This window comes from Curtobacterium sp. MCBD17_008, assembly GCF_003234475.1.
GTDB lineage: Bacteria > Actinomycetota > Actinomycetes > Actinomycetales > Microbacteriaceae > Curtobacterium.
Genome location: NZ_QKTK01000001.1, coordinates 262503 through 287360, shown reverse-complemented (window position 1 = coordinate 287360; position 24858 = coordinate 262503). Strand labels below are relative to the sequence as shown.

Genomic DNA, 24858 nt, shown 5'->3' with positions numbered 1-24858 from the left:
ACCGCTCAGCGCGACCGGCGGACGTCCCACAGGTGGTGCACCGGGTCGTGCGCGTAGTAGACGGCGAGCGTCGCGACCGTGAAGACGCTGCCGTCCGAGCGGCGCCCGGTCCGGGCGAGCTGGTGGTCGGGCACTCCGCCGAAGGCCGACACGGCGCGGTCGGCGGCGGCGAGGAGCTCCCGGGTGACGGTGGCCGGGTCCTGTTCGGCGTAGCGGTCGGCGACGGCGGTGGCGTCCTGGTCCCAGTTCGGGAACAGCGGGTCGTCCTCGGCGAGCATCAGCTCGAGGCGCTCCGTCATCTTCCGGTGCACGTCACGGACGTGGGCGCCGTACTCGAGCGGTGACCACGTCGACTCGTCCGGGCGCTCCCGCACGTCCGGGCGGCGGAGCTGCTCGGGCCAGCCGTCCGTGTTCGCGTCGATGACCGTGGGCACGTCCCGGAACGTCACCGCGCTGCCGTCGAAGCCGCAGTCCGGGCACGCCGCCTCGATGACCCAGGTCCAGTTCTTCGTGTCCGGTTCGATCGCCACGGCCAGACGGTAGCAGTCGCGGACGGCTCGGTGTCGGGTCGGTCGCGGGGACCGTGCCGTCAGTCGCGGTCGAGCACGGGCCACACCGGGAAGGGGTCAGCCCAGGCGCGCCACAGGTCCGGCCCGGCGAGCAGCTCGTCCGGGGTGATGAGCGCTCCGTCGAGCGCCCGCGTGACCCGGTCCGCGTCCAGGTCCTCGCCGACGAACCAGAGCGACTGGCCGATCGGGGCGTCCTCGTCCCAGGACGGGTTCGCGGTCGGGTCGAGCGCGAGCATCGCCCCGACGCTCGACCAGGAGCCAACGTGGTCGGGCCGGGACGCCAGCCGGAAGAACCCGCGGGAGCGCAGGACCCGTCCGTCCGCCCCGGCCGCGAGGTCGTGCTCCACGACGTCGGCGAGTCGGGACGGGTGGAAGGGCAGCGGGTCCCGGTAGCACACGGCGGTGAGCCCGTCTGCGGACCGCCGGTGGGCGTCGTCGGCCCCGGTCGACAGGGCGCGCATCCACCCGGCGCTCCCGGCGAGCACCCGGGCCGTGCCGCCGTTCGACGCCGGGAGGTCGTCGGCGCTGCGGACCCGCTCGTCTGCGAGGACCACGGCGGACGGCGCGCAGCGGTGCACGAGGCCGACGAGGGCTCGACGCCGTGCCGTGGGCAGGCGGTCGGTGCGGTCGAGCACGATGACGGTCGCGTACTCGACCAGGGCCGCGAGGCGCTCGCCGGCGACGAACGCGTCGTCGACGCCGGACCAGAACAGGTGCTCGACCTCGTCGGTGCGGAGGACGGACACCACGTGGCGGAGCACCCGGTCGTCGCCCGTCTCGGCCCGGGCCGCGTTCGCGAGCATCATGCCCACGGCCCGAGCGTCACCGCCGACGGGCAGGGTGACGACGAGCGCGTGCCGGGCACCGGGCCCGCAGACGTCGGCGAGGCGCCCGGCCCGGTCCGCGACGGCCCGCGCCGCGGCCATCGCGCTGCCGGCGGCGTGCAGTCGGTGCCCGTCGGACAGCCGTGCGGCGATGCGTGCGGCGTCGACGTCGTGGAGGGCGGAGACGAGGGTGATCGGGACTGCGGCCATGTGCAGTACGGTACATGAAAACCGTTCTCATCAAGGAGGTCCACGTGAAGGTCCGCAACTCGCTCAAGGCGCTCAAGAAGATCCCCGGCTCGCAGGTCGTGCGGCGGCGCGGGCGCGTGTACGTCATCAACAAGAAGGACCCGCGCTGGAACACCCGTCAGGGCTAGTGGGGGAGCCGCTCCGTAGGGTGAGGGGATGCGACTCCTGCTCGTCCGACACGGACAGACCCCCGCGAACGTGACCGGCCTGCTCGACGCGGAGGTGCCCGGACCGGGCCTGACCGAGCTCGGACAGGAGCAGGCCGACGCGCTCCCCGCCGCGCTGGGGGACCGGGGCATCGAGCGCCTGTTCACCTCGACGATGGTCCGGACGCAGATCACCGCGGCCCCGCTCGCGCGTGCGCTCGACCTCGCACCCGTGGTGCTGCCGGGCCTGCGGGAGATCGAGGCCGGCGACCTGCAGGGCAGACGGGACACGGTCGCCGTCCAGAGCTACCTCGCGGCCGTGTACGCCTGGGCCGCCGGTGACCGCGACGAGCACCTGCCCGGCGCGGAGGACGGCCACGCGTTCTTCGCGCGGTACGACGACGCCGTGCGGCAGATCGAGGAGACCGGGGCGGACGTCGTCGCGGCGTTCAGCCACGGCGCCGCGATCCGGATCTGGGCCGCGGTCACGGCGCAGAACGTGCCGGACGACCTCGGGCGGAACCGGCACCTCGAGAACACCGGCGTCGTGGAGCTCGAGGGCTCGACCGCCGATGGGTGGCGCCTCGTGGACTGGGCGGGCGAGCCCGTCGGCGGCGACGGCCTCGCCGACCTGGCCGCGCAGGACCCGACCGGCGAGCGGTTCTGACGGGGCCGGTCCGAGCCTCCGGTCCGGACCCGCAACGCGCCGTGGGCGGTCCCGCGCGACGACGTGTCGTCGCGGGGGACCGCCCACGGTGCGTTCTGCGGAGGGGTCAGGCGAGCTGCGACGCGGACGTCAGCGGCACGATGACGCGGTGCGACTCACGCAGCACGTCGAGCGTGCGCTGGACCTCGTCGGCGCGCTCCTCGGTCGTCCAGTCGAGGGTCTCGGCCATGACGTCGGCGAGCTCGTCGAGCAGGTCGATCGTGACGCCACCGACGAACGCGAGGTTCGTGCGGCGGAGGACGACGTCGACCAGGTGCACGGCCTGCTCGTGCTCGGCGAAGTACCGGACCTCGGCGCGGGTCAGCGTGCCGTCCGACTCGAGGGGCTCGACCGGACCGGTGACCAGCGCGTCGACGACCTCGGCGGCACGGGTGCCGTAGCGGTCGAGCAGGCGGTCGACGGTCTCGGACGCGAGGCCGTCACGGTGCGACTTGATCCACAGGGCACGCTGGCCGTCGGTGGTCGGGAAGTCCTTGCCACCACCGATCGGCATGCCGGTCGTGTCGACCGTGCGGGCGACGCCGAGCTTCTTCGTGACGTCGGTCGACAGGTGCGCGGCCAGGGCCCGGAAGGTCGTCCACTTGCCGCCCACGAGCGACAGCACGGTCGTGTCCGGCAGGCCGGCGATCGGGGTGTCGACGATCCGGTAGTCGCGGGACACGAACCCGGGGGCGGTGTCCTCGTGGCGGGGGAGCGGTCGGATGCCCGAGTAGCTGTACACGATGTGGTCGCGCGTGACCTCGATCTGCGGGAACACGTGCTTCACGAGCCCGAAGAAGTAGTCGATCTCCTCGTCGGTGGTGACGACCGGCTGCGACGGGTCGGCGTCGATGTCGGTCGTGCCGATGAGGACCCGGCCCTTGAGCGGGTAGATGAGGACGATGCGGCCGTCGTTGTTCTCGAAGAACAGCTCGCGGCCCTTCGTCGCCTCGAGCAGCTCGCGGTTGTCGACGACGATGTGGGAGCCCTTCGTGCCGCCCATGTACTTCGTGCCACCACCGAACGCCTCGTTCGTCAGGTCCGTCCAGGGACCGGACGCGTTCACGACGACGTCCGCGGTGAACACGAACTCCTCGCCGGTCTCGCGGTCACGGAGCAGGACGCCACCGTCACGGCTGCCGACGGCCTCGACGTAGTTCGTCGCACGGGCCGTCGCGTCCGAGCCGGTGCCGGTGCTCGCGGCCAGCCCGTCCTTGAGGACGTCGAGCGCCAGGCGCTCCGGCTCGTGCACCGAAGCGTCGTAGTACGTGCCCGTGTACTTGAGGTCGCGGTTGAGGGCCGGCATGTCCTCGAGCGCGGCCTTCTTCGTGCGGAAGACGTGCTTCGGGACCGAACCGCCGTCGCGCGAGAAGGAGTCGTAGATCGTCATGCCGATCTTGATGAGCATCGCGCCGCGCTCCTTCGTGGAGCGCTGCTTGTGCGTGAGCATGCGCAGCGGGGCGTTCATGATGCCGGAGAACGTCGAGAAGACCGGCATGGTCGTCTGCAGCGGCTTGACGTAGTGCGGGGCGATGCGGATGAGGCCGTTGCGCTCCTGCACGCTCTCGCGCACCAGACGGAACTCGCCGTTCTCGAGGTAGCGGATGCCGCCGTGGATCATGTGGCTCGACGCGGCGGACGCGCCCGAGCCGTAGTCGCTGCGCTCGACGAGGGCGACGTCGACGCCCTGCAGTGCGAGGTCGCGGAAGGTGGCGATGCCGTTGATCCCGCCACCGACGATGAGGACCTGTGCGTTCGGGCGTCCGGTGAGGGCGGTGACCGTGTTCCTGGGCTGCGTCTTCTTCGACATGGTCGTTCGCATCGCTTTCTGGGGTCGATTCCGTTGGTACTCCATCGATCGTGCGCTCGTCGGAACGTGTGGGCAACCTCCGTGCACGGACGTGCAGAACGGTTGTCGCGCCTCCCGCCCGGGCCGCTGGACGGCGGACGGGAGGCCCGGACGGGGTTGCAGCGGGCGTGCACGTCCGTGCATGCTCGGACCCATGAGCGACGCCGCCCAGCCCGTGCGCACCCAGCAGGCCCTGCGGGCCGCGCACCTCTACTACCTGCAGGACCTCACGATGGACGCCATCGCCGACGAGCTCGGCACGTCCCGGTCGTCGGTGTCCCGCCTGCTCAAGTACGCCCGTGACACCGGGCTCGTCGACATCCAGATCCGCTCACCGCTCGACCAGGCGGCCGCGCTGAGCCGCAGCATCCGGGCGCGCTTCGGCGTGCACGCACACGTCGTCCCGGTGCCGGACCACACGAGCGACGTCGACCGGTTGGAGCGGGTGGCCCTGTCCGCCGCCCGGATCCTGACGCAGTACATCGAGTCGAACATGGTCATCGGCATCTCGTGGGGCTCGACGGTCAGCGCCGTGAGCCGCTACCTCGTGCCGAAGACCACGCACGGGTCGACCGTCGTGCAGGTGAACGGCGCCGCGAACACCCGCACGACGGGCATCGTCTACGCGTCGGAGATCCTCCGGCGGTTCGGCGAGGCCTACGGTGCACTCGTGCAGCAGTTCCCCGTGCCGGCGTTCTTCGACGACCCCGCCACGAAGGCCGCGCTGTTCCGCGAGCGCTCGATCCGACGCGTGCTCGACCTGCACGAGCGGATGGACCTGGTCGTGTTCGGGGTCGGCGCTCCGCAGGCCCCGGTGCCGTCGCACGTGTACTCCGGCGGGTACCTCGACCCGGCGGACCAGGACGAGTTGCGACAGGCCGGGGTCGTCGGCGACGTGTCCACCGTGTTCTACCGCGCGGACGGGTCGTGGAAGGACATCGGGGTGAACGCCCGCGCCGGCGCGCCCGACCTCGACACGGTCAAGCGGGCACCGCGTCGGATCTGCGTCGTCGCCGGGCGGGGGAAGGCCGCGTCGCTGCGTGGCGCCCTGGCCGCGGGGCTCGTGACGGACCTCATCCTCGACGAGAGCGTCGGGCAGGCGATCCTGCAGAACTGACCGGACGGGACGCGCGTGGCCCCGGTTCTGCGGGAGGCCAGTCGGGTCGGATGTCGGAGGTGTCGCGTACGGTCGGAGCATGGTGCTCACTCCCGATCCCGGTCCCGCTCCGTCCGCTCCGCCCGTCGGCGTCGAGCGTGCCGACACCCGGTCGTACCGGCGGTTGGCAGGCACGGACATCGACCAGGCGATGGCGTTCTTCACCTCCGACTACGACCTGAAGGCCCCCGCGATCCGGCGGACGCACGCGGACACAGCGTGGGACTTCGCCGGTGTCACCGATGAACGGATCTCCCTGCGGACCTCCCGCTTCGGCGTCGACCTGCGCAGCCAGAGCCAGTCCGACGACTTCATCGTCGCGTGGCTCCGCAGCGGGAGCAGCACCATCACGTTCAACGGCCGCTCCGTGGACCTCGAGCCCGGTGTCCCGGTCATCCTGCCGTCGGAGCCGTACGACCTGCACCACCGCGACATCGGCCTCAACCTCGTGCACCTCGACCGCCCGTTCGTCACGAGCCTGGTCGGCGACGACACGTTCTCGTTCGAACCCCTCGAACGGCCGACCGCCGACGGCATGGCGGTCTGGCGCGACACGGTCCGCCGGCTCTCGTCGACGTGGCTGCAGGTGGACACCCCGTTGACCGCCACCGTCCGCCGTGACGTCGCCGAGACCTTCGCGGACGCGGCGCTCCGGGCGTTCCCACGCCGCAGCACCTGGCGTGCCGCCGTGACCGGGTCCGGGCCGGAGCACCAGCGGCTGCGACGCGCGCTCGACTACGTGCAGGCGCACGCCCGGGAGCCGATCGGCACGCCGGAGATCGCCGCGGCGGCGGGGCTCAGCCCGCGCGGGTTGCAGCAGTCGCTCCGCCGTCACCTGGACCAGACGCCCGGTGAGCTGCTGCGCTCGGTCCGGCTCGACGGCGCCCTCCACGAGTTGCGACGGGCGGAGCGGGACGAGACCTCGGTCGCGGACATCGCCCGCGGGTGGGGCTTCGGCCACCTCGGTCGGTTCTCGGCCGCGTACCGGTCCCGGTTCGGCGAGCTGCCGAGCGACACGTTGCGGACCAGGTCGCGCCGCTGAGGGCAGACCCGGTCGCCGACGGCTGGCTCGTCGCCGTCAGCCGAGGTGCTGCGTCGGTCCGGGGGAGCGACCGGATCGTTCGGTGGGAGCGCTCCCGTCCTGCGTGATTCCGAACTGAGCGGAACGGAACACCCGGTGAGCGGGTGATCCTTCGGTGCGGGAGCACTCGCGGCGAACGTGCGGCTGGATGGGCGGTGTCCGAGCACCTGCCCACGAAGGAGTCCGTCATGCGCATCGGCGTCCCCACCGAGATCAAGAACAACGAGTTCCGCGTCGCCGCGACCCCGGCCGGCGTCGCCGAGCTGACGATGCACGGGCACGAGGTGCTCGTGCAGTCCGGCGCCGGGACCGGGTCGGCGTTCTCCGACGACGAGTACACCGCAGCTGGTGCCGTGATCGTGTCGGATGCTGGGTCGGCCTGGGACGCCGAGATGGTGCTCAAGGTGAAGGAGCCCGTGGCCGCCGAGTACCCGCTCCTGCGCGCGGGACAGGTCCTCTTCACGTACCTGCACCTCGCCGCCGACCGCCCGCTGACCGCGGCGCTGGTCGAGTCGGGCGCCACCGCGATCGCGTACGAGACCGTGCAGCTCCCCGACCGTTCGCTGCCGCTCCTGTCGCCGATGTCGGAGATCGCCGGGCGGCTGTCCGCCCAGGTCGGCGCCCACCACCTCATGCGTGCGAACGGCGGCCGCGGGCTCCTGCTCGGGGGTGTCCCCGGCACGCCGAAGGGGCGGGTCGTGGTGATCGGCGGTGGTGTCGCGGGCGAGCACGCCGCGACGATCGCGCTCGGGATGGGTGCCGAGGTGACGGTCTTCGACATCAGCCTGCCGCGCCTCCGAGCCCTCGACGCGCGGTTCGACGGCCGGGTGACGACCCTCCGGTCGAGCCCGCTCGCGATCGCGCACGCCGTCGCCGAGGCGGACCTGGTGATCGGGTCCGTCCTCATCCCCGGGGCGTCGGCTCCGAAGCTCGTCACGGACGCGATGGTCGCCGACATGCGCGCCGGGTCCGTCCTCGTCGACATCGCGATCGACCAGGGCGGGTGCTTCGAGGGGTCGCGGCCGACCACCCACGACGACCCGACGTTCGCCGTGCACGACGCCGTCTACTACTGCGTGGCGAACATGCCGGGCGCGGTCCCGCGGACGAGCACCATCGCGCTGACGAACGCGACGCTCCCGTACGCCGTGGCGATCGCGGACCAGGGGTGGGAGCGGGCGCTGGAGTCCGACCCGGCACTCGCCTCCGGGCTCAACGTGCACGACGGCCGCGTGACGAACGAGGCCGTCGCCGCCGCGCACGGCATGGCCGTCGCGCGGCGCTGAACCCGGCCCGCCCCGGCCCGCCCGGCCGGTCATGCACGCGGAACCGACAGATCGACGCGGAAGGTCCACGTCGATCTGTCGGTTCCGCGCAGCAGTCCGGCGCTGCGCCAGCGCGCTCAGGCGGTGCGGGGCGCGGCCGACCCTGCGGTCCAGCCTGCACGGGCCCGCGCGACGACCGTCACCACGAGCACCGCGGCGACGGCGACCAGCGCGGCGACGGCGGTGGGCACCGAGACGAGCGGCCCGTCCAGCCGCGCGACCGCGACCCACGCGAGCCCCCAGCCGAGCGACATCGCCGGGGCGATGCGACCACGGCCGGTCACCCCGACGAGGACCCCGACGAGGCCGGCGACCGCTGCGACCGCCACACCCCACACGTCCTGACCGAGGCCGAAGCCCCGGAACCCCGCAGCCGTCAGGACCGCGGCCGTGTTGGCCGCCGTCGCCACGCAGACCCATCCGAGGTACAGCCCGAACGTGCCGTCCGTGACGACCGCCTCGACACGGCCGGACGGCCTGGTGCGCCGGAGCACCACGAACGCCCACGCCAGGACGCCGAGCAGGGCGAGGATGACCGGCTCGCTCAGCCAGAGGAAGCCGAACTGCACGGACAGGATCCACGCCGCGTTGAGGAGCAGGGACAGGGTCGCGGGCACGGCGAGGCGGTCGTGCCGGGCCCGGTCGTCCCGACGAGGGAGGAACTGCCAGACGGCGAAGGCGACGAGCCCCACGTAGATGACGCTCCAGATGCCGAACGCGGGCCCACCGGGGGCGATCGCCGTGGACGATGCCGAGAGCGCGCCGTCGGCCGCCTCGGCGATCGGGGTGCCGCCCGCGGCCCCGGACCCGATGAACGAACCCACCACGGCGACCACCGTGCTCACGGCGATCATGACCTTCCGCATCCAGCGCATCGTGCTCCCCTTCGTCAGCATGCTGATGACCAGGACGCTACGCCACCCCGTCCGCGATCACGCAGCCGCTGCCCAGGGTGCGTACGGTGGTGCCGTGACCGTCGAGCTGAACACCGTGTACGTGGACCGGATCGCCCCGACGACGAGTCCCTCGCTCGACGAGAGCTTCACGATGATCGCGGAGCACGGTGCCTCGGCCTGCATCGTGCTCGATCGGCCGGACGCCGAGGAACTCGGTGACGTCGCGGTCGCTCTCGGCCTGCACGAGCTCGCGGTGGAGGACTCCGCCGAGGGACACCAGCGACCGAAGCTCGAGCGGTACGGCTCGACGCTCTTCGCGGTGCTCAAGCCCGCGGTGTACCGCGACGCGGCCGAGGAGGTCGAGTTCGGCGAGGTCCACGCCTTCGTCGGTGAGGACTTCTTCCTCGCGGTGGTGCAGGCAGACCCGCGGGGCGGACGAGCGGTCCCGCGCGCCCTGCAGCGGATGAGCGGCAAGCCCGGGCTGGTCACCGCGGGGCCCCAGGCGCAGCTCTGGGCCCTGATGGACTCGATCGTCGACGACTACCGGCCGGTCATCGACGGGCTCGAGGAGGACATCAACCAGATCGAGGGGCAGCTCTTCTCGGGCGAGGCCGGCGTCTCCCGCCGCGTCTACGAGCTCTTCGGAGAGGTCGTCGACTTCCAGCGCGCCGCCCGCCCCCTCATCCGGATGATCGAGGACCTGCACCGCGGCGCCGAGAAGTACCACCTGCCCGTCGAGCTCCAGCGCCGGTTCCGTGACGTCCTGGACCACGTCATCCGGGTCGTGGAGCGGCTGGACACCTTCCGGCAGCTCCTGCAGAACGCGCTGACGGTCGACTCGACCCTGGCGGCGCAGAAGCAGAACGACGACACGAAGCGGATCTCCGGCTGGGCGGCGATCCTGTTCGCCCCGACGCTCATCGCCGCGGTCTACGGCATGAACTTCGAGCACATGCCGGAGCTGTCCTGGACGTGGGGGTACCCGCTGTCGATCGTGCTGATGGTCCTGTTCGCCGCGGTCCTCTACGCGGTGTTCAAGGTCAAACGCTGGTTCTGAGGACCCGCCCGCCCGCTCGCTCGCACCGAGGAGAACCGATGTCGTCGCTCCCCACCGTCCCCGTCCATCTGAGCGCCGGGGGTGTGTCCCTCGTGCTCGACTGCTCGGACGGCCGGCTGCCCGCCGTCGTGCACTGGGGTGCGGCTCTCGGGGACCTGTCCGACGCCGAGCTGTCCGCGCTCGCGGCCGCCGACGTCCTCCCGCTGCAGCCGAGCACGCCCGACGTCGCCGTGCGCCTCAGCGTGCTCCCCGAGGCCCACACCGGGTGGACGGGGCGTCCGGGCCTCGTCGGGCATCGGGACGGCCGCGACTGGTCGCCGGCGTTCACGCTCACCGCCGTCGACGTCAGCGACCTGCCGACGAGCGGCACCGCCGCGAGCGCCCCCGGCACGGGTGCCACCGGCGCGGGCGGCACCGACACGAGTGACCCCGGCAGGACCAGCGTCCCCGGCACCGGCGTCGCCCCCGGCCGGCGCCTCGTCGCCGACGCCGAGGACCGCGTCGCCGGCCTGTCCGTCCGCATCGAGATCGAGCTCTTGTCCTCCGGCCTGGTCCGGCTCCGCGCGGCGGTCACGAACACGGCCCCGGGTCACTACACGGTCGACGACGTCACCGTCGCGCTCCCGGTCCCGGGTCGTGCTCGCGAGGTCCTCGACTTCGCCGGACGCTGGGGCAAGGAGCGCACCCCGCAGCGGCACGAACTCGTCGTCGGCACGCACCAGCGCGAGGGCCGTCGTGGTCGGACGGGCCCCGACGCCGCCACGGTCCTGAGCGTCGGAACCCCCGGCTTCGGCTTCGCGAGCGGCGAGGTCTGGGGCGTGCACGTCGGTTGGAGCGGGAACCACCGGCACCACGCCGAGCGCGGCAACGACGGCCGACAGGTGGTCGGCGGTGGGGAGCTCCTGCTGCCCGGCGAGGTCCGGCTCGACCAGGGAGCGACCTACGCCGGCCCGTGGGTGTACGGCGCCTACGGGGACGGCCTCGACGACCAGGCCCACCGGTTCCACGACTGGCTCCGACGGCGCCCGCAGCACCCCACCCGGCCGCGGCCGACGACGATCAACGTCTGGGAGGCCGTCTACTTCGACCACGACCTCACCCGCCTGACGGACCTGGCGGACCGGGCCGCCCGGATCGGCGTCGAGCGGTTCGTCCTCGACGACGGGTGGTTCCGCGGCCGTCGCGACGACCGTGCCGGGCTGGGCGACTGGTACGTCGACGAGGACGTCTGGCCCGACGGGCTCGCCCCGCTGGTCGACCACGTCCGCGCCCTCGGCATGGAGTTCGGGCTGTGGTTCGAGCCGGAGATGGTGAACGAGGACAGCGACCTGGCCCGGGAGCACCCGGAGTGGATCATGCAGGCGGACGGCCGACTCCCGGTCCGCGCCCGGAACCAGCAGGTGCTCGACTTGGCGATCCCGGAGGCGTACGAGCACGTCCTCGGACGGCTGACCGCCGTGATCGGCGAGGTCGGTGTCGACTACGTCAAGTGGGACCACAACCGCGACCTGATCGAGGCAGGCACCCGGGGCGCCGGTGCTGCCGTGCACGAGCAGACCCTGGCCGCGTACCGCTTGATGGCGGCGCTCAAGGACCGGTTCCCGGGGCTCGAGATCGAGTCGTGCTCGTCGGGCGGTAGCCGGGTCGACCTCGGCGTCATCGAGCACACCGACCGCGTCTGGACCTCGGACTGCATCGACCCGCTCGAGCGGCAGCAGATGAACCGCTGGACCATGCAGCTCCTGCCGCCCGAGATGCTCGGGTCGCACATCGCGAGCGGCACGAACCACACGACCGGGCGCCGCCACACCCTGGCCTTCCGGGCCGGTACCGCGCTCTACGGGCACCTCGGCATCGAGTGGGACCTGGCGACCGCGACCGAGGCCGAGGAGCGCGAGCTCACCGAGTGGGTCGCGACCTACCGGCAGTGCCGGGAGCTCCTGCACCACGGGGACCTGGTGCGTGTCGACCAGGCCGACGAGACGCAGCTGATCTACGGCGCGGTGGCTCCGGACCGGCGGGAGGCGCTGTTCTTCCTCGCCGTGGTCGGCCGCTCCGAGGTCAGCCCGCGCGGCCGGATCACGCTGCGCGGCCTCGACCCGGAGACCCGGTACCGCGTGGACCCGGTCGTCATCGGGGACGTGCCGGGCCTCGAGCCCGCGCCGTGGGAGTCCGGCGACCGGGTGTTCTCCGGCCGGGTGCTCGAGGTCGTCGGCGTCCAGGCGCCGATGACGTACCCGGAGACCGTCGTGCCCTACCGCGTCGCCGCGGTCTGACGTCGGAGCCCGGTCGGGAGGCCCGGATCACCGCCTCCGGACCGGTGCCGGAGCCGGGACGGCGGGACGGGCCTCCCGGCCAACCCACTGACGAGCGCGAAGAACCGTCGAACGAGCGCGTCGACGCGCGCGACGCACGCCGACGCGCGACCGCTACGCTTGCCGACATGCCACACAACGGTCTCGCCGCTCCGGCCTGGGCGCTCAAGCTGGCCGTGGTCACGGGGCTCGTCGGCGTCGCCGGCGGGGCCGCCGGGATCGCCGTGTGGCTCGCGCTCCAACTCATCCAGTTCGTCGCCTTCGGCTACGCCTTCGGCGAGCACCGTGAGGCGGCGGACGCACCGTCGGCGCTGAACCGGTTCCTCGCGGTCCTGGCCGCCGGCGTCCTGACGGCCGTCGCGTGGTGGGCGATCCGGCGGTGGGGGCGTCCGGTCGTCGGTGTCCAGGCCGCCGTCGCGGGCAGGCGGATGCCCTCCCTGGTGACCGTCGGCAACGCGGGCGTGCAGATCCTCGCGGTGGGTCTCGGCGCCTCGATCGGCAAGGAGGTCGCACCGCGCGAACTCGGTGCGTGGGCCGCGCAGCTGCTCACCGTCCGGGCCGGGTTGACGCCGCGCGAGACGAAGGTCCTGGTGGCCTGTGGTGCTGCCGCCGGGCTCGCAGCGGTCTACGACGTACCGCTCGGGGGTGCGCTGTTCGCGGTCGAGGTGCTGCTCGGCGAGCTCACCCTGGCGACGGCCCTGCCCGCGTTCGTCACGAGTGCCGTCGCCGCGTTCGTCGCCCGGCTCGTGATCCCGGACGAGGTGCTGTACCACGTGCCCGCGATGCACCTCTCGCCCTCGCTGCTCGTCTGGGCGGTCGTCGTCGGGCCGCTGCTCGGGCTCGCCGGGGTCGGGTTCGTGCGGGCCACCAACCGGCTGCAGGCGATCGCCCCGACCGGGTGGAAGCTGCTCGTCGTGCTGCCGGTCGTGTTCGCACTCGTCGGCCTCGTCGCGATCCCCTTCCCGGAGGTGATGGGGAACGGCCGGGCGCTCGGACTCGCCGCGATGAACGCCGACCTCGACGGGCCGACGCTGCTCGGCATGGCGCCCCTGCTCGCGCTCCTCGTCCTCGGACTGCTGAAGACCGTGACGACCGCGGCGACGATCGGTGCCGGCGCCGTGGGCGGCACGCTGACCCCCTCGATCGCGGTCGGGTCGGCGCTCGGCGGCTTCCTCGGGGCCGCCTGGATGCTGCTCTGGCCGACCGACGGCGGCAGCCTGGCGGCCTTCGCGTTCGTCGGCGCGGCCGCGTTCCTGGCCACGACCATGCGCGCGCCGTTCACGGCCCTCGTGCTCGTCGTCGAGTTCACGCAGGAGGGCACCGACATCCTCATCCCCTCGCTGCTGGCGGTGAGCGGAGCCGTCGCCGTCGGCTACGTCCTGGCCCGTCGGCGCAGTGCGCAGATGGCCTGAGCCGAGCCGAGCCGAGCCGAGCCGAGCCGCGCCGCGCCGCGCCGCGGCGAGCCGCGCCGAGCCGCGCCGAGCCGCGCCGCGCCGCGCCGCCCCGCGGCACCGTCGACCGGTCCGGTGCTGGGCATCCGGTGGACGGCCCGGACCAGGTGGCCGCACGCTGGTTAGCATCGGCGCCAGGACGCGGGGCACGAGGTTCCGCCCGATCGACGAGGAGCAGGTCATGGCAGGGTTCGACGACATCACGAAGAAGGCCCAGGCGCTGCTGCAGAACGGCAAGGTGCAGGACGCGCTGAAGAGCGAGAAGGCCGAGGGCGTCAGCGACAAGGTGTTCGAAGGGGTCGCCGACGCCGTGAAGAAGGCCACCGGCGGCAAGTACGACGACAAGATCGACGCCGCCCGCGAGCAGGCCGACAAGCGCGTCGGGAACGAGTAGCGCCCGCGCGGTGCCGGCCCGACTGGACGCTGCCGGGAAGAACGACCACCATTGACGGGTTGTCTCCCGGAGACGTACAGGAGGGCCAGCACCGTGACGATCGTTGCACCAACGCCGACGGACGACTTCGTCGCACCGCTCACCGAGGACGAGGTCCTCCGCATCCGGGCGGACTTCCCGATCCTCCAGCAGGAGGTGAACGGGCAGCCGCTGGCCTACCTCGACTCCGGCGCGACGGCCGAGCGGCCCGTGCAGGTCCTCGACGCCGAACGGTGCTTCCTCGAGCAGGACAACGCGGCCGTGCACCGCGGTGCCCACACCCTCGCCGCGCTGAGCACCGACGCCTACGAGGACGCCCGTGCGACCGTCGCGCGCTTCATCGGAGCCGCGAGCCCGTCCGAGGTCGTCTGGACGGCCAACGCCACCGACGCGCTCAACCTCGTCGCCTACGGCATCCGCAACGCCAGCGCCGGCCGCGGCGGTGCCGAGGCCGACCGCTTCCGCATCGGCCCCGGGGACGAGGTCCTGGTCACCGAGGCCGAGCACCACGCGAACCTCGTGCCCTGGCAGGAGCTCGCCGCCGCCACCGGTGCGACGCTGCGCTGGGTGCCGGTCGACGACACCGGGTGCTGGAGCGCCGAGGACGCCGTCGCGCTCGTCACCGAACACACCCGGGTCGTCGCGTTCGCCCACGTGTCGAACGTCACCGGGATGATCGCCCCCGTCGCCGAGCTCGTGGCGGCGGCCCACGCCGTCGGGGCGCTCGTCGTGCTCGACGCCTGCCAGTCCGCGCCGCACCGGCCGCTCGACGTCCGCGCCCTCGACATCGACTTCGCCGCGTTCTCCGGGCACAAGATGCTCGGCCCGAACGGGATCGGCGTGCTCTGGGGTCGGCAGGACCTGCTCAACGCACTGCCGCCGTTCCGCACCGGCGGCTCGATGATCACCACGGTGACGATGGAGCACACCGACTTCATGCCGGCCCCCGAGCGGTTCGAGGCCGGCACGCAGCCGGTCTCACAGGCCGTCGCGCTCGCCGAGGCCGTCCGCTACCTCGAGCGCATCGGGATGGACCGGGTGCAGGAGCACGAGGAGCACCTGGCGCAGCGGATGCTCACCGGCCTCGCCACCGTCCCCGGCGTCTCCGTCGTCGGACCCGCGGCCGGTGTCCCGCGCAGTGGACTCGCGTCCTTCGTCGTCGACGGCGTGCACGCGCACGACGTGTCCCAGTACCTCGACGCGCAGGGCATCGCGGTGCGCTCCGGCCACCACTGCGCGCAGCCGCTCCACCGTCGTCTGGGGCTCACGGCCACGAGCCGCGCGAGCACGTACGTGTACACGACCGAGGAGGACGTCGACCGCTTCGTGACCGCGGTCGGCGGGATCCGCGGCTACTTCGGTGCGGAGGAGCCCGCGTGACCGGCCTGGACGGGCTCTACCAGCAGGTGATCCTCGACCACGCGAGAGCCCGTCGGGGCGACGGTCCGATGCCGGATGCGGACGCCGAGCACTTCGAGCGGAACCCGACGTGCGGTGACGAGATCACCGTGCGGCTCCGACTCGAGCCCGGGACCGACCGGATCGCCGCCGTCGCCTGGCAGGGGGACGGCTGCTCGATCTCGATGGCGTCGGCCTCGGTCCTCACCGACATGGCCGTCGGCCGGACCGTCCCGGAACTCCTGACCCTGACCGAGGCGTTCCGCACGATGATGCGCTCCCGGGGCGTCGGCGAGCCGGACGAGGACGTGCTCGAGGACCTCGTCGCCTTCCAGGGTGTCTCGAAGTTCGTCATGCGGGTCAAGTGCGGCATGCTCGCGTGGGTCGCCGCCGAGGCGGCGGCGCAGCAGGCGGTCGCGGCGGGCTGACGACCGGCGCGGTGCGGGGGCGCGGCCCTCGGCGGCGGTCCACCGGACGGGAGGCGCGGTGCCAGCGGGTGCCGCGCCTCCCGTCCGTCAGTGCGCGGCGCCGTCCCGCAGTGCGCGCACCATGCGCCGCAGCAGCCGCCTCGCCGCGGCGCGGTCGTCCTCGTCGAGGTCGGCGAGCATCCGGTCCTCCACCGAGCGGACGGCGGCCGTCGCGGCGGCGAGGTCCCGGCGTCCGCGGTCGGTGAGCTGCGCCGGCATGACCCGGCCCGAGCGGGCCCCGGGCGGGCGCTCGACGACGCCGTCGCGCTCGAGGGTCTGCAGCAGGACGTTCATCGACTGCCGGGTCACGAACGTGCCGCGGGCGAGCTCGGAGTTCGACGACCCCGGACGCTGCGCCAGGAGTTCCAGGCAGGAGTAGTGCGTCACGGTCATGCCGAGCGGGCGGAGCACGGCCTCCATCGCGGTCCGGAGCGCCGTCGCGGTCTCCTTGAGCAGGTACCCGATCGAGGTCGGGAGGTCGACGCCGTCCTGTTGACTCATGTCAGCAGTCTGACATACGCTGCTCGGTGTCAGACAACTGACATGACCAGAAGGAGCACCCATGCCCGCCACCGGCCCCGACTTCCTCTCCCTGCAGGTCCGCGACCTCGATGCCTCGCAGGCGTTCTACGAGCGGTACCTCGGGCTCGAGCGTTCGCCCGCCGGGCCACCGCACGCCGTCGTGTTCACCACGACGCCGATCGCGTTCGCGCTGCGCGACGTCCTCCCCGGCACCGACCTCGCGTCGGTCGACCAGCCGGGTCTCGGCGTCGCCCTCTGGTTGCACGCGACCGACGTCCAGGCGGTCCACGACGCCCTCGAGGCAGACGGGCACCGGATCGTCGCGGCACCGATCGACGGCCCGTTCGGCCGGACGTTCACCTTCGCCGACCCCGACGGTTACCACGTCACCCTCCACGACCGCGCCTGAGCGTCGCGCGGACCGCCGGTCGTCCCCCGACCGGTGGTCGTGACCACATCGTGTCCCCACCACCGCTCCTCAGGACCGACGATGGGGGCATGCGGGGGCGACGGGTGTGGGCAGCGACCGGGGCTGCGCTGTCGGTGCTGACGACAGCGGCGTGTGGCATCGTGCCCACGGCCTGTCCGGCGATCGGGTGGACGAACACCGTGGTGGTCACGGTCAGCGGATCGGACGGGTCGGTCGACGCGGTCCGTGACGTCGCCGTCTGCACCGGGACCGGATGCACGCCGCCCGCGCCGAGCGACCCGCCCGTCCTGCCTCCCGAGGTCGCGCCGGCCCCGTCGCCGACGTCGACCGCCGCCGGAGCCGTCTGGCGGCTCCCCGTGCTGATGGGCACGCCGGACCGGGCGGTCGTCGAGCTGCGGGACGCCGCCGACCGGCCGCTCCTGACGGAGACGGTTCGCACGCGGTGGATCCGGTACGGCGGCTCCGAGCAGTGCGGCGGCCCGTCGACGGCGGAGGTCACGGTCCGGGCGCCCCGCTGACCACCGGCACGTCCCGCACCCGGATGCCCGTGTCATGCGGCGTCATCCTCCGTGACGCCGCGGGGACGGCCGACGTACGGTCGCGTCGTGACCACGAACCGCGAGCCCCGGCAGATCCGCTTCAACGCGTTCGACATGAACTGCGTCGCGCACCAGTCCTCCGGGCTGTGGCGCCACCCGCGCGACCGATCCCGGCACTACAACGACCTGTCGTACTGGACGGACCTGGCGAAGATCCTCGAGGGCGGAGCGTTCGACGGCATCTTCATCGCCGACGTCCTCGGGACCTACGACGTCTACGGCGGGACGAACGAGGCCGCGCTCCGCACCGGGTCGCAGGTGCCGGTGAACGACCCGATCCTCCTCGTGTCCGCGATGGCAGCGGTGACCGAGCACCTGGGCTTCGGCATCACCGCGGGCACCGCCTACGAGCACCCGTACCCGTTCGCCCGACGCATGTCCACGCTCGACCACCTGACGAAGGGCCGCGTCGGCTGGAACGTCGTCACCGGGTACCTGCCGAGCGCCGCCCGCAACATGGGCCAGACGGACCAGCTCAGCCACGACGACCGCTACGACGTCGCCGACGAGTACCTCGAGGTCCTCTACAAGCTGTGGGAGGGCTCGTGGGAGGACGACGCCGTGGTCGAGGACCGCGAGACCGGTGTCTTCACCGACCCCGCGAAGGTGCACCCGATCGAGCACCACGGTGCGCACTTCGACGTGCCGGGCATCCACCTGTCCGAGCCGTCCGTGCAGCGCTCGCCCGTCATCTACCAGGCGGGCGCCTCGCCGCGCGGCATCCGCTTCGCCGCCGAGAACGCCGAGGCCGTGTTCGTCGGGGCGCCGACCCTGCCGCAGCTCGCCGCGACGGTGCGGAAGATCCGCGACGCCCTGGAGGCCGCTGGTCGCGACCGGTACGCCGCCAGGGTGTACACGCTGCTCACCGTCATCACGGACGAGACCGACGAGGCCGCGCAGGCGAAGTACCGCGACTACCTGTCGTACGCGTCCGAGGCGGGTGCGCTCGTGCTGAACTCCGGCTGGATGGGCGTCGACCTGTCGCAGTACGACCTGGACGAGCCGCTCGGCAACATCGAGTCGAACGCGATCCAGTCGGCCGCCGCGAACCTGTCCGCCGCGACCGGTGAGGACGGGACGACGTGGACGGTCCGGGACATCGCCCGGCAGACGGCGATCGGCGGACTCGGTCCGGTCGAGGTCGGCAGCGGGGCGACGATCGCGCAGCGCCTCATCGACATCCAGGAGCAGACCGACGTCGACGGCTTCAACCTGGCGTACGCGGTGACGCCGGGCACGTGGCAGGACGTCATCGAGTTCGTCGTCCCCAAACTCCGGGCGCGCAACGCCTACCCGGACGGGTACGAGGAGGGCTCCCTGCGGCACAAGCTGCTCGGACGGGGCGACCGGTTGCCGGACGAACACCGCGGAGCGTCGTTCCGGGTACGGGTGCCGGCGACCGCGTGACGGGTGGTCCTCGTGACGCCGTGCCCTGGCGTCCCGCGCACGCAGGAGCCCGGTCGTAGGGTGGTCCGGTGATCGAGTCCTCTGCAGCCGTGCGCGTCGCGACGGCGGAGGCCGGGACGGACACCGCGTGCATCGACCTGTGGGCCGCCGCCGTCGCCGCGCGCGACGGTCGTCCCCGGGACCCGGCGGTCCGGGCGCGAGCCGCCGCGAAGTTCGCCGCCGAGCGGGTCGCCCTCGTGGTCGCGCCCGGGGACTCCGACCACGGCGTCCGCGGCTTCGCACTCGTCACCGCGCCGGGCACCGGAGGGGGAGTGGGACCCGCGGACGCCGCCTACCTCAGCCTGCTCGCGGTCGACCCGGCCGCGCAGGGGAGCGGGCTCGGTCGAGCGCTCCTCGTCGCGGCCGTCGACGCTGCCCGGGACGCCGGGTACGAGCACTGCATGCTGCACGCGCTCGAGGACAACGCGCCGGCCGTGCGCCTCTACCGCAGCGCCGGGTTCCGCCCGGTCGGCGAGCCGTTCCCGCACGCCCTCAGCGGCCGCCCGACCCGGACGTTCGTGGTCTGACCGCGGCTGCGGGGCCGCACCCCGCCCGGATCAGCGTCGTCGGCCGCTCGGCGGCACGGGGGTCCAGTCGCCGTGGGACGCGACCCGCCCGTCACCGGAGGACCGGCCGGTTACGCGCCGCCGGACCCACGGGACGACGTGGTCCCGGTAGTACCGGAGTTCTTCGGTGACCGATGATCGCGTCGCGTCCAGGACGACCGGCGCCGTCACGGTCGGTCCACCCGCGATCTCGTGGAGGGCCAGGTCGGCGACCCGCTGGTGTCCGAGCGGGTTCATGTGCAGCCGGTCCTCGGACCAGAACTCGGCGCGCCGCAGGTGTGGGTCGCGGGACACGTCGACGTAGGGCAGGCCCCGCTCCCGCGCGAAGCCGGTCAGGGCCTCCGCCCAGGCGTCCCCGCGGGCGTTGATGAGCTTGCCGAGCGGCAGTCGGGCGCTCGGGTCGGCCGGGCTGAGGAGCGCCAGCCGGATCCCGCGGGCGGCGACCGCGTCCGCCGCGGTCGCGAGCCGCCCGAGCAGCACGTCCACGTCGTAGCCCGGACGGAGCATGTCGTTCCCGCCGCCGCAGAACGTGACGAGCGTCGGCGTCGGGTCGAGGGCGAGCGCGGCGTCGAGCTGCTCGTCCAGGACCCCGGCGAGCAGGCGACCGCGGATCGCGAGGTTCGCGTACGAGACCGGGCCCGACAGGTGGTCGGCGAGCCCGGAGGCCAGTCGTCCGGCCCACCCGGGGAAGGGGACGTCCCCGTCGTCGCCGACGCCCTCGGAGAAGCTGTCCCCGATGGCGACGTAGCGGACGGGGTCGGTGCGGGCGGGGACGGTGGACATGGTCCTCCTCTGGGCAGCCGGTGGCGGCGGAGCGTGCGGTCGCGTCCATCGTGCTCCTCCCGCTGCGCGGCCGGTGCGGACCGGTCGTCCTCGGTGGGGAACGCCCCGGTCAGGGGAGCCTTCCCTTGCTGGTGCGATCCCCGCGCAGGTGCTTGGCTCTCCCCATGTCGACCGCAGCTGACCTCGCGCTCCCCGGCACCGAGCACGACGACGCCACGAGCGCCGCCCGCCTCAACTGGTTGCGCGCCGGTCTCCTCGGCGCGAACGACGGCATCGTGTCCGTCGCCGCCGTCCTGGTCGGGGTCGCCGGTGCCGGTGCCACGACCGGCCCCGTCCTCGCCGCGGGCACGGCAGCACTCGTCGGCGGCGCCGTGTCGATGGCGCTCGGCGAGTACGTGTCGGTGAGCGGAGCCCGCGACGCCCAGCGCACCGGCCAGGCCGCCCACCAGGCCCAGCTCGAGGCCGAGTCCGAGGACGCGGTCACCATCGCCGACCACTACCGCGCGCTCGGGGTCACGGACGACGTCGCGACCTCCGTCGCCGCCGAACTCGTCCGACCCGAGGTCCGGGACCGCCGCGCCGCCGCCGCACTCCGCGACGCCGAGGAGGAGGTCGTCAGCCCGTGGCGCGCAGCCTGGGTCTCGGCCGCGACCTTCACCGCGGGCGCCGCGCTGCCCTTCCTCGCGATGCTCCTCGCCCCGACGTCGATCCAGATCGCGGTCACGGTGGTCGCCGTGCTCGTCGCACTTGCCGTGACCGGGACGACCGGCGCCGCACTCGGTGGTGCTCGTCGCGGCCGCGCCACCGTCCGCGTGGTGTTCGGCGGGGCGCTCGCGCTCGCCGCGACCTACGCCGCGGGGACGCTCCTCGGAGCACACGCGTTCTGACGCGCCCGGGCCCCGTCCCCGCGGTTCCGCAATTCACGCATCTCGCGGCGCGAGATGCGCGAATTGCGGAACCGGGACGGGCCCCCGGCGGCGTGTTGCGGAACCTCGAACGCAAGCGAGCAAGCAGGACGCACGGACGCAAGGACGGGAGGCCCGGACCGCGTGACCGACGTCGGTCACGTGGTCCGGGCCTCCCGTCCGGCGGCGGGTGGCTACGGCGTCGGCGTCTCGGCCGGCTCCAGCACCGCCTTCGGCACCCGGTGCAGCGTCACGGCGCCGACCGCGTCGAACGGGTGGAGCGGGTCCGGCGCACCGGAGCCCGTCGGCCCACCGAGCTTCGAGTCGCCCACGGCGCTGAGCACCGCGTAGGCGTCGTCCCCGGACCAGCCGTGCTCGTCGACCAGGAACGCGTACGCGTCCTCGTACCCGCGGCGGATGCTCTCCTGCACGGGCTCGCCGAGACCGACGAACAACCACTCGTCGGCGGTCTCGATGCGCGGAGCACGCAGTTCGGGTCCGCCCTTGACGAGGTCGACGGACACGACGGCGGTGCCTTGCGCCTCGATGGCGACGAAGGAGGACTCGCCCTCGGCCATGATGGCGTGGATGTCGCCGATCGACAGCAGGGCGCCGGGCACCCGGACCGGCAGGTACACCGTCGAACCGGGTCGGGCCTCGGTGACGTCCATGTTCCCGCCCTCGGCGTACGCGGGCATGATCGTCGAGTTCTCGCCCGCGGCCGGGGCGGTGCCGATGCAGCCGATCATCGGGCGGACCGGGAACGCGTGCCGGTCGGTGACGTGCACGACGCCGTTCTCGATCGGGCAGCGTCGGGTGAAGACGCGGTCGCCCATGACGTGCTGTAGGGCGCCCGAGCCCGGCAGCGAGACGGACCAGCCGTGGGTGGTGAGCTCGATGTCGTGGATCGTCACGGCGAGGGTGTCGCCCGGCTCCGCGCCCTCGACGTACACCGGGCCGGTGACCGGGTTGATCGGGGCCTGCAGCTGCGCCATGTCGTGGTGGTCGTCGAGCTCGGCGTACACGGCGTCGGTCGTCTCGAACCCGATCGTCTCGCCGGTGCCGGGCGCGATGGTCAGCACGGGCTCGCGGTCGGCCGCGTAGCCGGGGCGGCCGAGCGTGTTCGGGAGGTGGTGGTCCGCGGTCATCGGTGGTCCTCGTCCTTCGTCAGGGTGGTGGCGGCGGTGCGGTCGCCCTCACCCAGCGTGCCCGGCTCCTCCGAACCGACCTCGGTGGAGCGCCCGGTCGCCCGGTAGTACAGGAACACGCCGGCGCCGACGACGAGCCAGATGACGCCGCCGACCTTCGCCTCGACGGCCGCGTTGAGCAGCACGTACCCGATGATGAGGAACCCGATGAGCGGCACGACGAGGTGCAGCAGCCAGTTGCGCGACTTCCCCTTCACGACGTGGTGCACGAACACCGACACGTGCAGGAGCATGAAGCCGAACAGCGCGCCGAAGTTCACCAGTGACGAGATCGTGTCGATCTGTCCGACGAAGAACAGCACGAGGATCGCGGAGAGCACCGAGACGACCAGGATCGCGTTCTGCGGGACCCGACGGCCGTTGAGCTTGTGCAGGAACGCGGGCAGCTGCCGGTCGCGGCTCATCGAGAAGAGCAGGCGGCTCGTCGCGGCCTGCGCGGCCATGGCGTTCGCGATGCCCACGGCCAGGACGTTGACGGCGAAGAAGGCCGTCGCCCACCCGCTCGACGAGGCCTGCTCGACGACGGTGAAGAACGCGTTCCCGGCCTCGCTGTCCGAGAACGAATCCCGACCGGCGGCCAGTGCGCTCGCGAGCCAGGTCTGCACGACGAACAGGAACGCGACGATGACGAGCGCCAGGATCATCGCCAGCCCGGCACCACCACGGCGGCCGGTCGACTCCTCCGACAGGGTGGAGATGCCGTCGAAGCCGAGGAAGCTCAGGACCGCGATCGACAGTGCCGACGCGATCAGCGGTGCCGACACCTTCGCCGGGTCGAACACCTGGTCGGTGCTGAAGGACGCTCCCGGCACGGTGCCGCCGGTCAGGGCGACGATCGCGATCACGACGAAGACCACCACGAAGACGAGCTCGATGAGCAGGAAGATCCGGTTCGCCAGCTTGAGCGACGACACCCCGGCCAGGTTGATGACGGTGTTGATCGCCACGAAGACGAGCGCCCACAGCCACCGCGGGGTGCCGGGGAAGATGCCGACCATGCTCTCCGCGGCGAAGACGTAGAGCAGCGTGGGGACGAGCAGGTAGTCGAGCAGGATCGCCCAGCCGGCGAAGAAGCCGGCGGCGGGGTGGATGCCGCGGCCGACGTACGAGAACACGCTGCCGGCGAGGGGGATCGACTTCGCCATCTGCGCGTAGGCCAGGGCCGTGAAGATCATCGCGACGAGGCCGACGATGTAGACGAGCGGCACCATGCCGCTCGACGCGTTGTAGACGGTGCCGAAGATCGCCCACGGGGCGATCGGCACCATGAAGACGAGCCCGTACACGAGCAGGTCGGTGGTGGAGACGGAGCGGTCGAGCTCCTGCTTGTAGCCGTAGGCCTCGAGCTGTTGCTGTGCGGAGAGCTCGCTGTGCTGCTGCGACATGTCGGTTCCGTTTCGGGGAGGAGGGACGGTGCAGGGGGTGGGTGTCCGGACGGGAGGCGCGGCACGGGTCGGTGACGGGCCTCCTGTCCGGCGAACGGCCGGCCGGGGTGGTGCCGGCGGTGTCAGTCAGTCGGTGGGGTGGGCGTCGTGCTCGGCGAGGAACGCACCGATGACGCGGCGGAACTCCTCCGGCTGCTCCAGGTGGGTGCAGTGGCTGGCGCCGGGGAAGACGTGCTGGCGGGCCCCGGGGATGCGCTCCACGAAGGGCTGCCAGGTGGCGGGGGTGGCCTCGTCGTGCTCACCGGCGACGACGAGGGTCGGGACGTCGACCTGGTCCAGGCGGTCGATGACGGACCAGTCGCGCAGGGACCCGATGACGTGGAACTCGTTCGGCCCGTTCATGGTGTGGTAGACCGTCGGCTCGGCTTCCATCTGTTCCTCGGACGCGACGAAGTCGGCGGGCATCGGGACGACGCGGCAGACGTGGCGCTCGTAGAACACCTGCGTCGCGGCGAGGTACTCGGGGTCCTCGGTGGTGCCGGCGGCCTCGTGCCGGGTGAGCGCGTCCTGCACGTCCTCGGGCAGACGGCTGCGGAGCTCCGCGGCACCGTCGACCCACAGCTGCATCGACGCGGGGGAGTTGCAGATCGACAGGCTCGCGATGCCACCCGGACGGCGGACACCGATCTCGGCGCCGAGCATGCCGCCCCACGACTGCCCGAGCACGTGGTGGTCGCCGAGGCCGAGGTGGGCGACGAGCGCGCGGTACTCGTCGACGAACAGCTGCGGTTGCCAGAAGTCGGCGGGGGCGTCCGGACGGTGGCTGCTCCGACCGCAGCCGAACTGGTCAGAGTGGACGACGGTGCGGCCGGTCTCGTCGGCGAACGCCTCGAGGTTCCGCAGGTAGTCGTGCGCCATGCCGGGGCCGCCGTGCAGGACGACGAGGGGCAGCGTCCCCGGGACGGGACGGTCGGGCTCGGTGATCCGGTACCAGGTCTCGCCGTCGAGGAACGGCATCGTGCTCTCGGTGATGCGGGACATGGGGTGAGCATGGCCCTTCGAAAGGTCCCAGGCAAGACCTTTTCTGCTCGT

The 24858-nt window shown here is 72.7% G+C and carries 25 protein-coding genes; 16 read left to right on the top strand and 9 right to left on the bottom strand.

The window, feature by feature from the left end; all coding sequences use genetic code 11:
- Positions 1–5: 5 nt before the first annotated feature.
- On the bottom strand, positions 6–530 hold the full coding sequence (locus DEI95_RS01430; RefSeq protein WP_111059186.1) for a DinB family protein: 525 nt from the start codon (positions 528–530) through the stop codon (positions 6–8).
- A 59-nt stretch (positions 531–589) separates the two neighbouring features.
- The gene (locus tag DEI95_RS01425) at positions 590–1603 is read right to left on the bottom strand and encodes a GTP-binding protein (protein ID WP_111059129.1); all 1014 of its coding nucleotides are present in this window, start codon (positions 1601–1603) and stop codon (positions 590–592) included.
- 44 nt (positions 1604–1647) lie between these two features.
- Here DEI95_RS01425 and ykgO point away from each other — a divergent pair, with 44 nt between their 5' ends.
- Both ykgO and DEI95_RS01415 read left to right on the top strand, forming a co-directional pair.
- Positions 1648–1770, top strand: coding sequence for a type B 50S ribosomal protein L36 (ykgO, locus tag DEI95_RS01420; RefSeq protein ID WP_056224971.1), 123 nt, complete (start codon positions 1648–1650; stop codon positions 1768–1770).
- 28 nt (positions 1771–1798) lie between these two features.
- On the top strand, positions 1799–2455 hold the full coding sequence (locus tag DEI95_RS01415) for a histidine phosphatase family protein (RefSeq protein ID WP_111059128.1): 657 nt from the start codon (positions 1799–1801) through the stop codon (positions 2453–2455).
- Between the two features lie 106 nt (positions 2456–2561).
- On the opposite strand, the gene DEI95_RS01410 is transcribed toward DEI95_RS01415, so the two are convergent.
- Entirely contained in the window at positions 2562–4304 is a 1743-nt protein-coding gene (locus DEI95_RS01410; protein ID WP_181436153.1) for a glycerol-3-phosphate dehydrogenase/oxidase, read from the bottom strand.
- A gap of 193 nt (positions 4305–4497) precedes the next feature.
- On the opposite strand from DEI95_RS01410, the gene DEI95_RS01405 reads away from it, so the two are divergent.
- The 3 genes from DEI95_RS01405 to ald all read left to right on the top strand — a co-directional run bounded on the left by DEI95_RS01405 (position 4498) and on the right by ald (position 7866).
- On the top strand, positions 4498–5460 hold the full coding sequence (locus DEI95_RS01405; protein ID WP_110824855.1) for a sugar-binding transcriptional regulator: 963 nt from the start codon (positions 4498–4500) through the stop codon (positions 5458–5460).
- A gap of 79 nt (positions 5461–5539) precedes the next feature.
- Positions 5540–6541, top strand: a complete 1002-nt coding sequence (locus tag DEI95_RS17035) for an AraC family transcriptional regulator (RefSeq protein WP_111059126.1) — start codon at positions 5540–5542, stop codon at positions 6539–6541.
- Between the two features lie 227 nt (positions 6542–6768).
- Entirely contained in the window at positions 6769–7866 is a 1098-nt protein-coding gene (ald, locus tag DEI95_RS01395; protein ID WP_111059185.1) for an alanine dehydrogenase, read from the top strand.
- Between the two features lie 116 nt (positions 7867–7982).
- Here the strand turns inward: ald and DEI95_RS01390 are convergent, their stop codons facing one another.
- Positions 7983–8771 (bottom strand): tryptophan-rich sensory protein, encoded by a 789-nt coding sequence (locus DEI95_RS01390; protein WP_258367386.1) that lies wholly within the window; start codon positions 8769–8771, stop codon positions 7983–7985.
- Positions 8772–8874: 103 nt separating this feature from the next.
- Between DEI95_RS01390 and DEI95_RS01385 the strand changes: the two genes are divergently transcribed.
- From DEI95_RS01385 to sufU, 6 genes are all read left to right on the top strand, one after another.
- Complete coding sequence (locus DEI95_RS01385; RefSeq protein ID WP_258365918.1) at positions 8875–9858, top strand: magnesium and cobalt transport protein CorA; 984 nt, start codon at positions 8875–8877, stop codon at positions 9856–9858.
- Between the two features lie 38 nt (positions 9859–9896).
- On the top strand, positions 9897–12134 hold the full coding sequence (locus DEI95_RS01380) for an alpha-galactosidase (protein ID WP_111059124.1): 2238 nt from the start codon (positions 9897–9899) through the stop codon (positions 12132–12134).
- Between the two features lie 167 nt (positions 12135–12301).
- Positions 12302–13585 (top strand): chloride channel protein, encoded by a 1284-nt coding sequence (locus DEI95_RS01375; protein WP_111059123.1) that lies wholly within the window; start codon positions 12302–12304, stop codon positions 13583–13585.
- Positions 13586–13805: 220 nt separating this feature from the next.
- On the top strand, positions 13806–14018 hold the full coding sequence (locus DEI95_RS01370) for an antitoxin (RefSeq protein ID WP_110824740.1): 213 nt from the start codon (positions 13806–13808) through the stop codon (positions 14016–14018).
- 93 nt (positions 14019–14111) lie between these two features.
- On the top strand, positions 14112–15437 hold the full coding sequence (locus tag DEI95_RS01365; RefSeq protein WP_110824739.1) for an aminotransferase class V-fold PLP-dependent enzyme: 1326 nt from the start codon (positions 14112–14114) through the stop codon (positions 15435–15437).
- Positions 15434–15883 (top strand): Fe-S cluster assembly sulfur transfer protein SufU, encoded by a 450-nt coding sequence (gene sufU, locus DEI95_RS01360; protein ID WP_110824738.1) that lies wholly within the window; start codon positions 15434–15436, stop codon positions 15881–15883. Before DEI95_RS01365 ends, sufU begins: the two co-directional genes overlap by 4 nt.
- Before the next feature lie 87 nt (positions 15884–15970).
- Here the strand turns inward: sufU and DEI95_RS01355 are convergent, their stop codons facing one another.
- Positions 15971–16423 carry a MarR family winged helix-turn-helix transcriptional regulator gene (locus DEI95_RS01355; protein ID WP_111059122.1) on the bottom strand — a complete coding sequence of 151 codons (453 nt, stop codon included), beginning with the start codon at positions 16421–16423 and terminating at the stop codon, positions 15971–15973.
- Between the two features lie 61 nt (positions 16424–16484).
- Between DEI95_RS01355 and DEI95_RS01350 the strand changes: the two genes are divergently transcribed.
- The 4 genes from DEI95_RS01350 to DEI95_RS01335 all read left to right on the top strand — a co-directional run bounded on the left by DEI95_RS01350 (position 16485) and on the right by DEI95_RS01335 (position 19446).
- The gene (locus DEI95_RS01350; protein ID WP_110890104.1) at positions 16485–16853 is read left to right on the top strand and encodes a VOC family protein; all 369 of its coding nucleotides are present in this window, start codon (positions 16485–16487) and stop codon (positions 16851–16853) included.
- A gap of 89 nt (positions 16854–16942) precedes the next feature.
- Positions 16943–17392, top strand: a complete 450-nt coding sequence (locus DEI95_RS01345) for a hypothetical protein (protein WP_146243563.1) — start codon at positions 16943–16945, stop codon at positions 17390–17392.
- Positions 17393–17479: 87 nt separating this feature from the next.
- Entirely contained in the window at positions 17480–18880 is a 1401-nt protein-coding gene (locus tag DEI95_RS01340; protein WP_258367385.1) for an LLM class flavin-dependent oxidoreductase, read from the top strand.
- Between the two features lie 68 nt (positions 18881–18948).
- Positions 18949–19446 carry an N-acetyltransferase gene (locus DEI95_RS01335; RefSeq protein ID WP_111059120.1) on the top strand — a complete coding sequence of 166 codons (498 nt, stop codon included), beginning with the start codon at positions 18949–18951 and terminating at the stop codon, positions 19444–19446.
- Between the two features lie 30 nt (positions 19447–19476).
- Here the strand turns inward: DEI95_RS01335 and DEI95_RS01330 are convergent, their stop codons facing one another.
- Complete coding sequence (locus tag DEI95_RS01330; protein WP_111059119.1) at positions 19477–20268, bottom strand: SGNH/GDSL hydrolase family protein; 792 nt, start codon at positions 20266–20268, stop codon at positions 19477–19479.
- Positions 20269–20432: 164 nt separating this feature from the next.
- Here DEI95_RS01330 and DEI95_RS01325 point away from each other — a divergent pair, with 164 nt between their 5' ends.
- Complete coding sequence (locus DEI95_RS01325) at positions 20433–21155, top strand: VIT1/CCC1 transporter family protein (protein ID WP_110824731.1); 723 nt, start codon at positions 20433–20435, stop codon at positions 21153–21155.
- 212 nt (positions 21156–21367) lie between these two features.
- Here the strand turns inward: DEI95_RS01325 and DEI95_RS01320 are convergent, their stop codons facing one another.
- From DEI95_RS01320 to DEI95_RS01310, 3 genes are all read right to left on the bottom strand, one after another.
- Positions 21368–22321, bottom strand: a complete 954-nt coding sequence (locus DEI95_RS01320; RefSeq protein WP_111059118.1) for an acetamidase/formamidase family protein — start codon at positions 22319–22321, stop codon at positions 21368–21370.
- Positions 22318–23766, bottom strand: a complete 1449-nt coding sequence (locus tag DEI95_RS01315) for an APC family permease (protein WP_258367384.1) — start codon at positions 23764–23766, stop codon at positions 22318–22320. Before DEI95_RS01315 ends, DEI95_RS01320 begins: the two co-directional genes overlap by 4 nt.
- A 126-nt stretch (positions 23767–23892) precedes the next feature.
- On the bottom strand, positions 23893–24807 hold the full coding sequence (locus DEI95_RS01310) for a proline iminopeptidase-family hydrolase (protein WP_111059117.1): 915 nt from the start codon (positions 24805–24807) through the stop codon (positions 23893–23895).
- Positions 24808–24858: the final 51 nt, after the last annotated feature.

What these genes read in the sequence shown, in the direction of transcription:
- DEI95_RS01425 (WP_111059129.1), bottom strand. Translation starts at nt 1,603, where the DNA reads ATGGCCGCAGTCCCGATCACCCTCGTCTCCGCCCTCCACGACGTCGAC.
- DEI95_RS01415 (WP_111059128.1), top strand. Translation starts at nt 1,799, where the DNA reads ATGCGACTCCTGCTCGTCCGACACGGACAGACCCCCGCGAACGTGACC.
- DEI95_RS01410 (WP_181436153.1), bottom strand. Translation starts at nt 4,304, where the DNA reads ATGTCGAAGAAGACGCAGCCCAGGAACACGGTCACCGCCCTCACCGGA.
- DEI95_RS01405 (WP_110824855.1), top strand. Translation starts at nt 4,498, where the DNA reads ATGAGCGACGCCGCCCAGCCCGTGCGCACCCAGCAGGCCCTGCGGGCC.
- DEI95_RS17035 (WP_111059126.1), top strand. Translation starts at nt 5,540, where the DNA reads ATGGTGCTCACTCCCGATCCCGGTCCCGCTCCGTCCGCTCCGCCCGTC.
- ald (WP_111059185.1), top strand. Translation starts at nt 6,769, where the DNA reads ATGCGCATCGGCGTCCCCACCGAGATCAAGAACAACGAGTTCCGCGTC.
- DEI95_RS01390 (WP_258367386.1), bottom strand. Translation starts at nt 8,771, where the DNA reads ATGCGGAAGGTCATGATCGCCGTGAGCACGGTGGTCGCCGTGGTGGGT.
- DEI95_RS01380 (WP_111059124.1), top strand. Translation starts at nt 9,897, where the DNA reads ATGTCGTCGCTCCCCACCGTCCCCGTCCATCTGAGCGCCGGGGGTGTG.
- DEI95_RS01375 (WP_111059123.1), top strand. Translation starts at nt 12,302, where the DNA reads ATGCCACACAACGGTCTCGCCGCTCCGGCCTGGGCGCTCAAGCTGGCC.
- DEI95_RS01370 (WP_110824740.1), top strand. Translation starts at nt 13,806, where the DNA reads ATGGCAGGGTTCGACGACATCACGAAGAAGGCCCAGGCGCTGCTGCAG.
- DEI95_RS01355 (WP_111059122.1), bottom strand. Translation starts at nt 16,423, where the DNA reads ATGAGTCAACAGGACGGCGTCGACCTCCCGACCTCGATCGGGTACCTG.
- DEI95_RS01350 (WP_110890104.1), top strand. Translation starts at nt 16,485, where the DNA reads ATGCCCGCCACCGGCCCCGACTTCCTCTCCCTGCAGGTCCGCGACCTC.
- DEI95_RS01345 (WP_146243563.1), top strand. Translation starts at nt 16,943, where the DNA reads ATGCGGGGGCGACGGGTGTGGGCAGCGACCGGGGCTGCGCTGTCGGTG.
- DEI95_RS01330 (WP_111059119.1), bottom strand. Translation starts at nt 20,268, where the DNA reads ATGTCCACCGTCCCCGCCCGCACCGACCCCGTCCGCTACGTCGCCATC.
- DEI95_RS01325 (WP_110824731.1), top strand. Translation starts at nt 20,433, where the DNA reads ATGTCGACCGCAGCTGACCTCGCGCTCCCCGGCACCGAGCACGACGAC.
- DEI95_RS01320 (WP_111059118.1), bottom strand. Translation starts at nt 22,321, where the DNA reads ATGACCGCGGACCACCACCTCCCGAACACGCTCGGCCGCCCCGGCTAC.
- DEI95_RS01315 (WP_258367384.1), bottom strand. Translation starts at nt 23,766, where the DNA reads ATGTCGCAGCAGCACAGCGAGCTCTCCGCACAGCAACAGCTCGAGGCC.
- DEI95_RS01310 (WP_111059117.1), bottom strand. Translation starts at nt 24,807, where the DNA reads ATGTCCCGCATCACCGAGAGCACGATGCCGTTCCTCGACGGCGAGACC.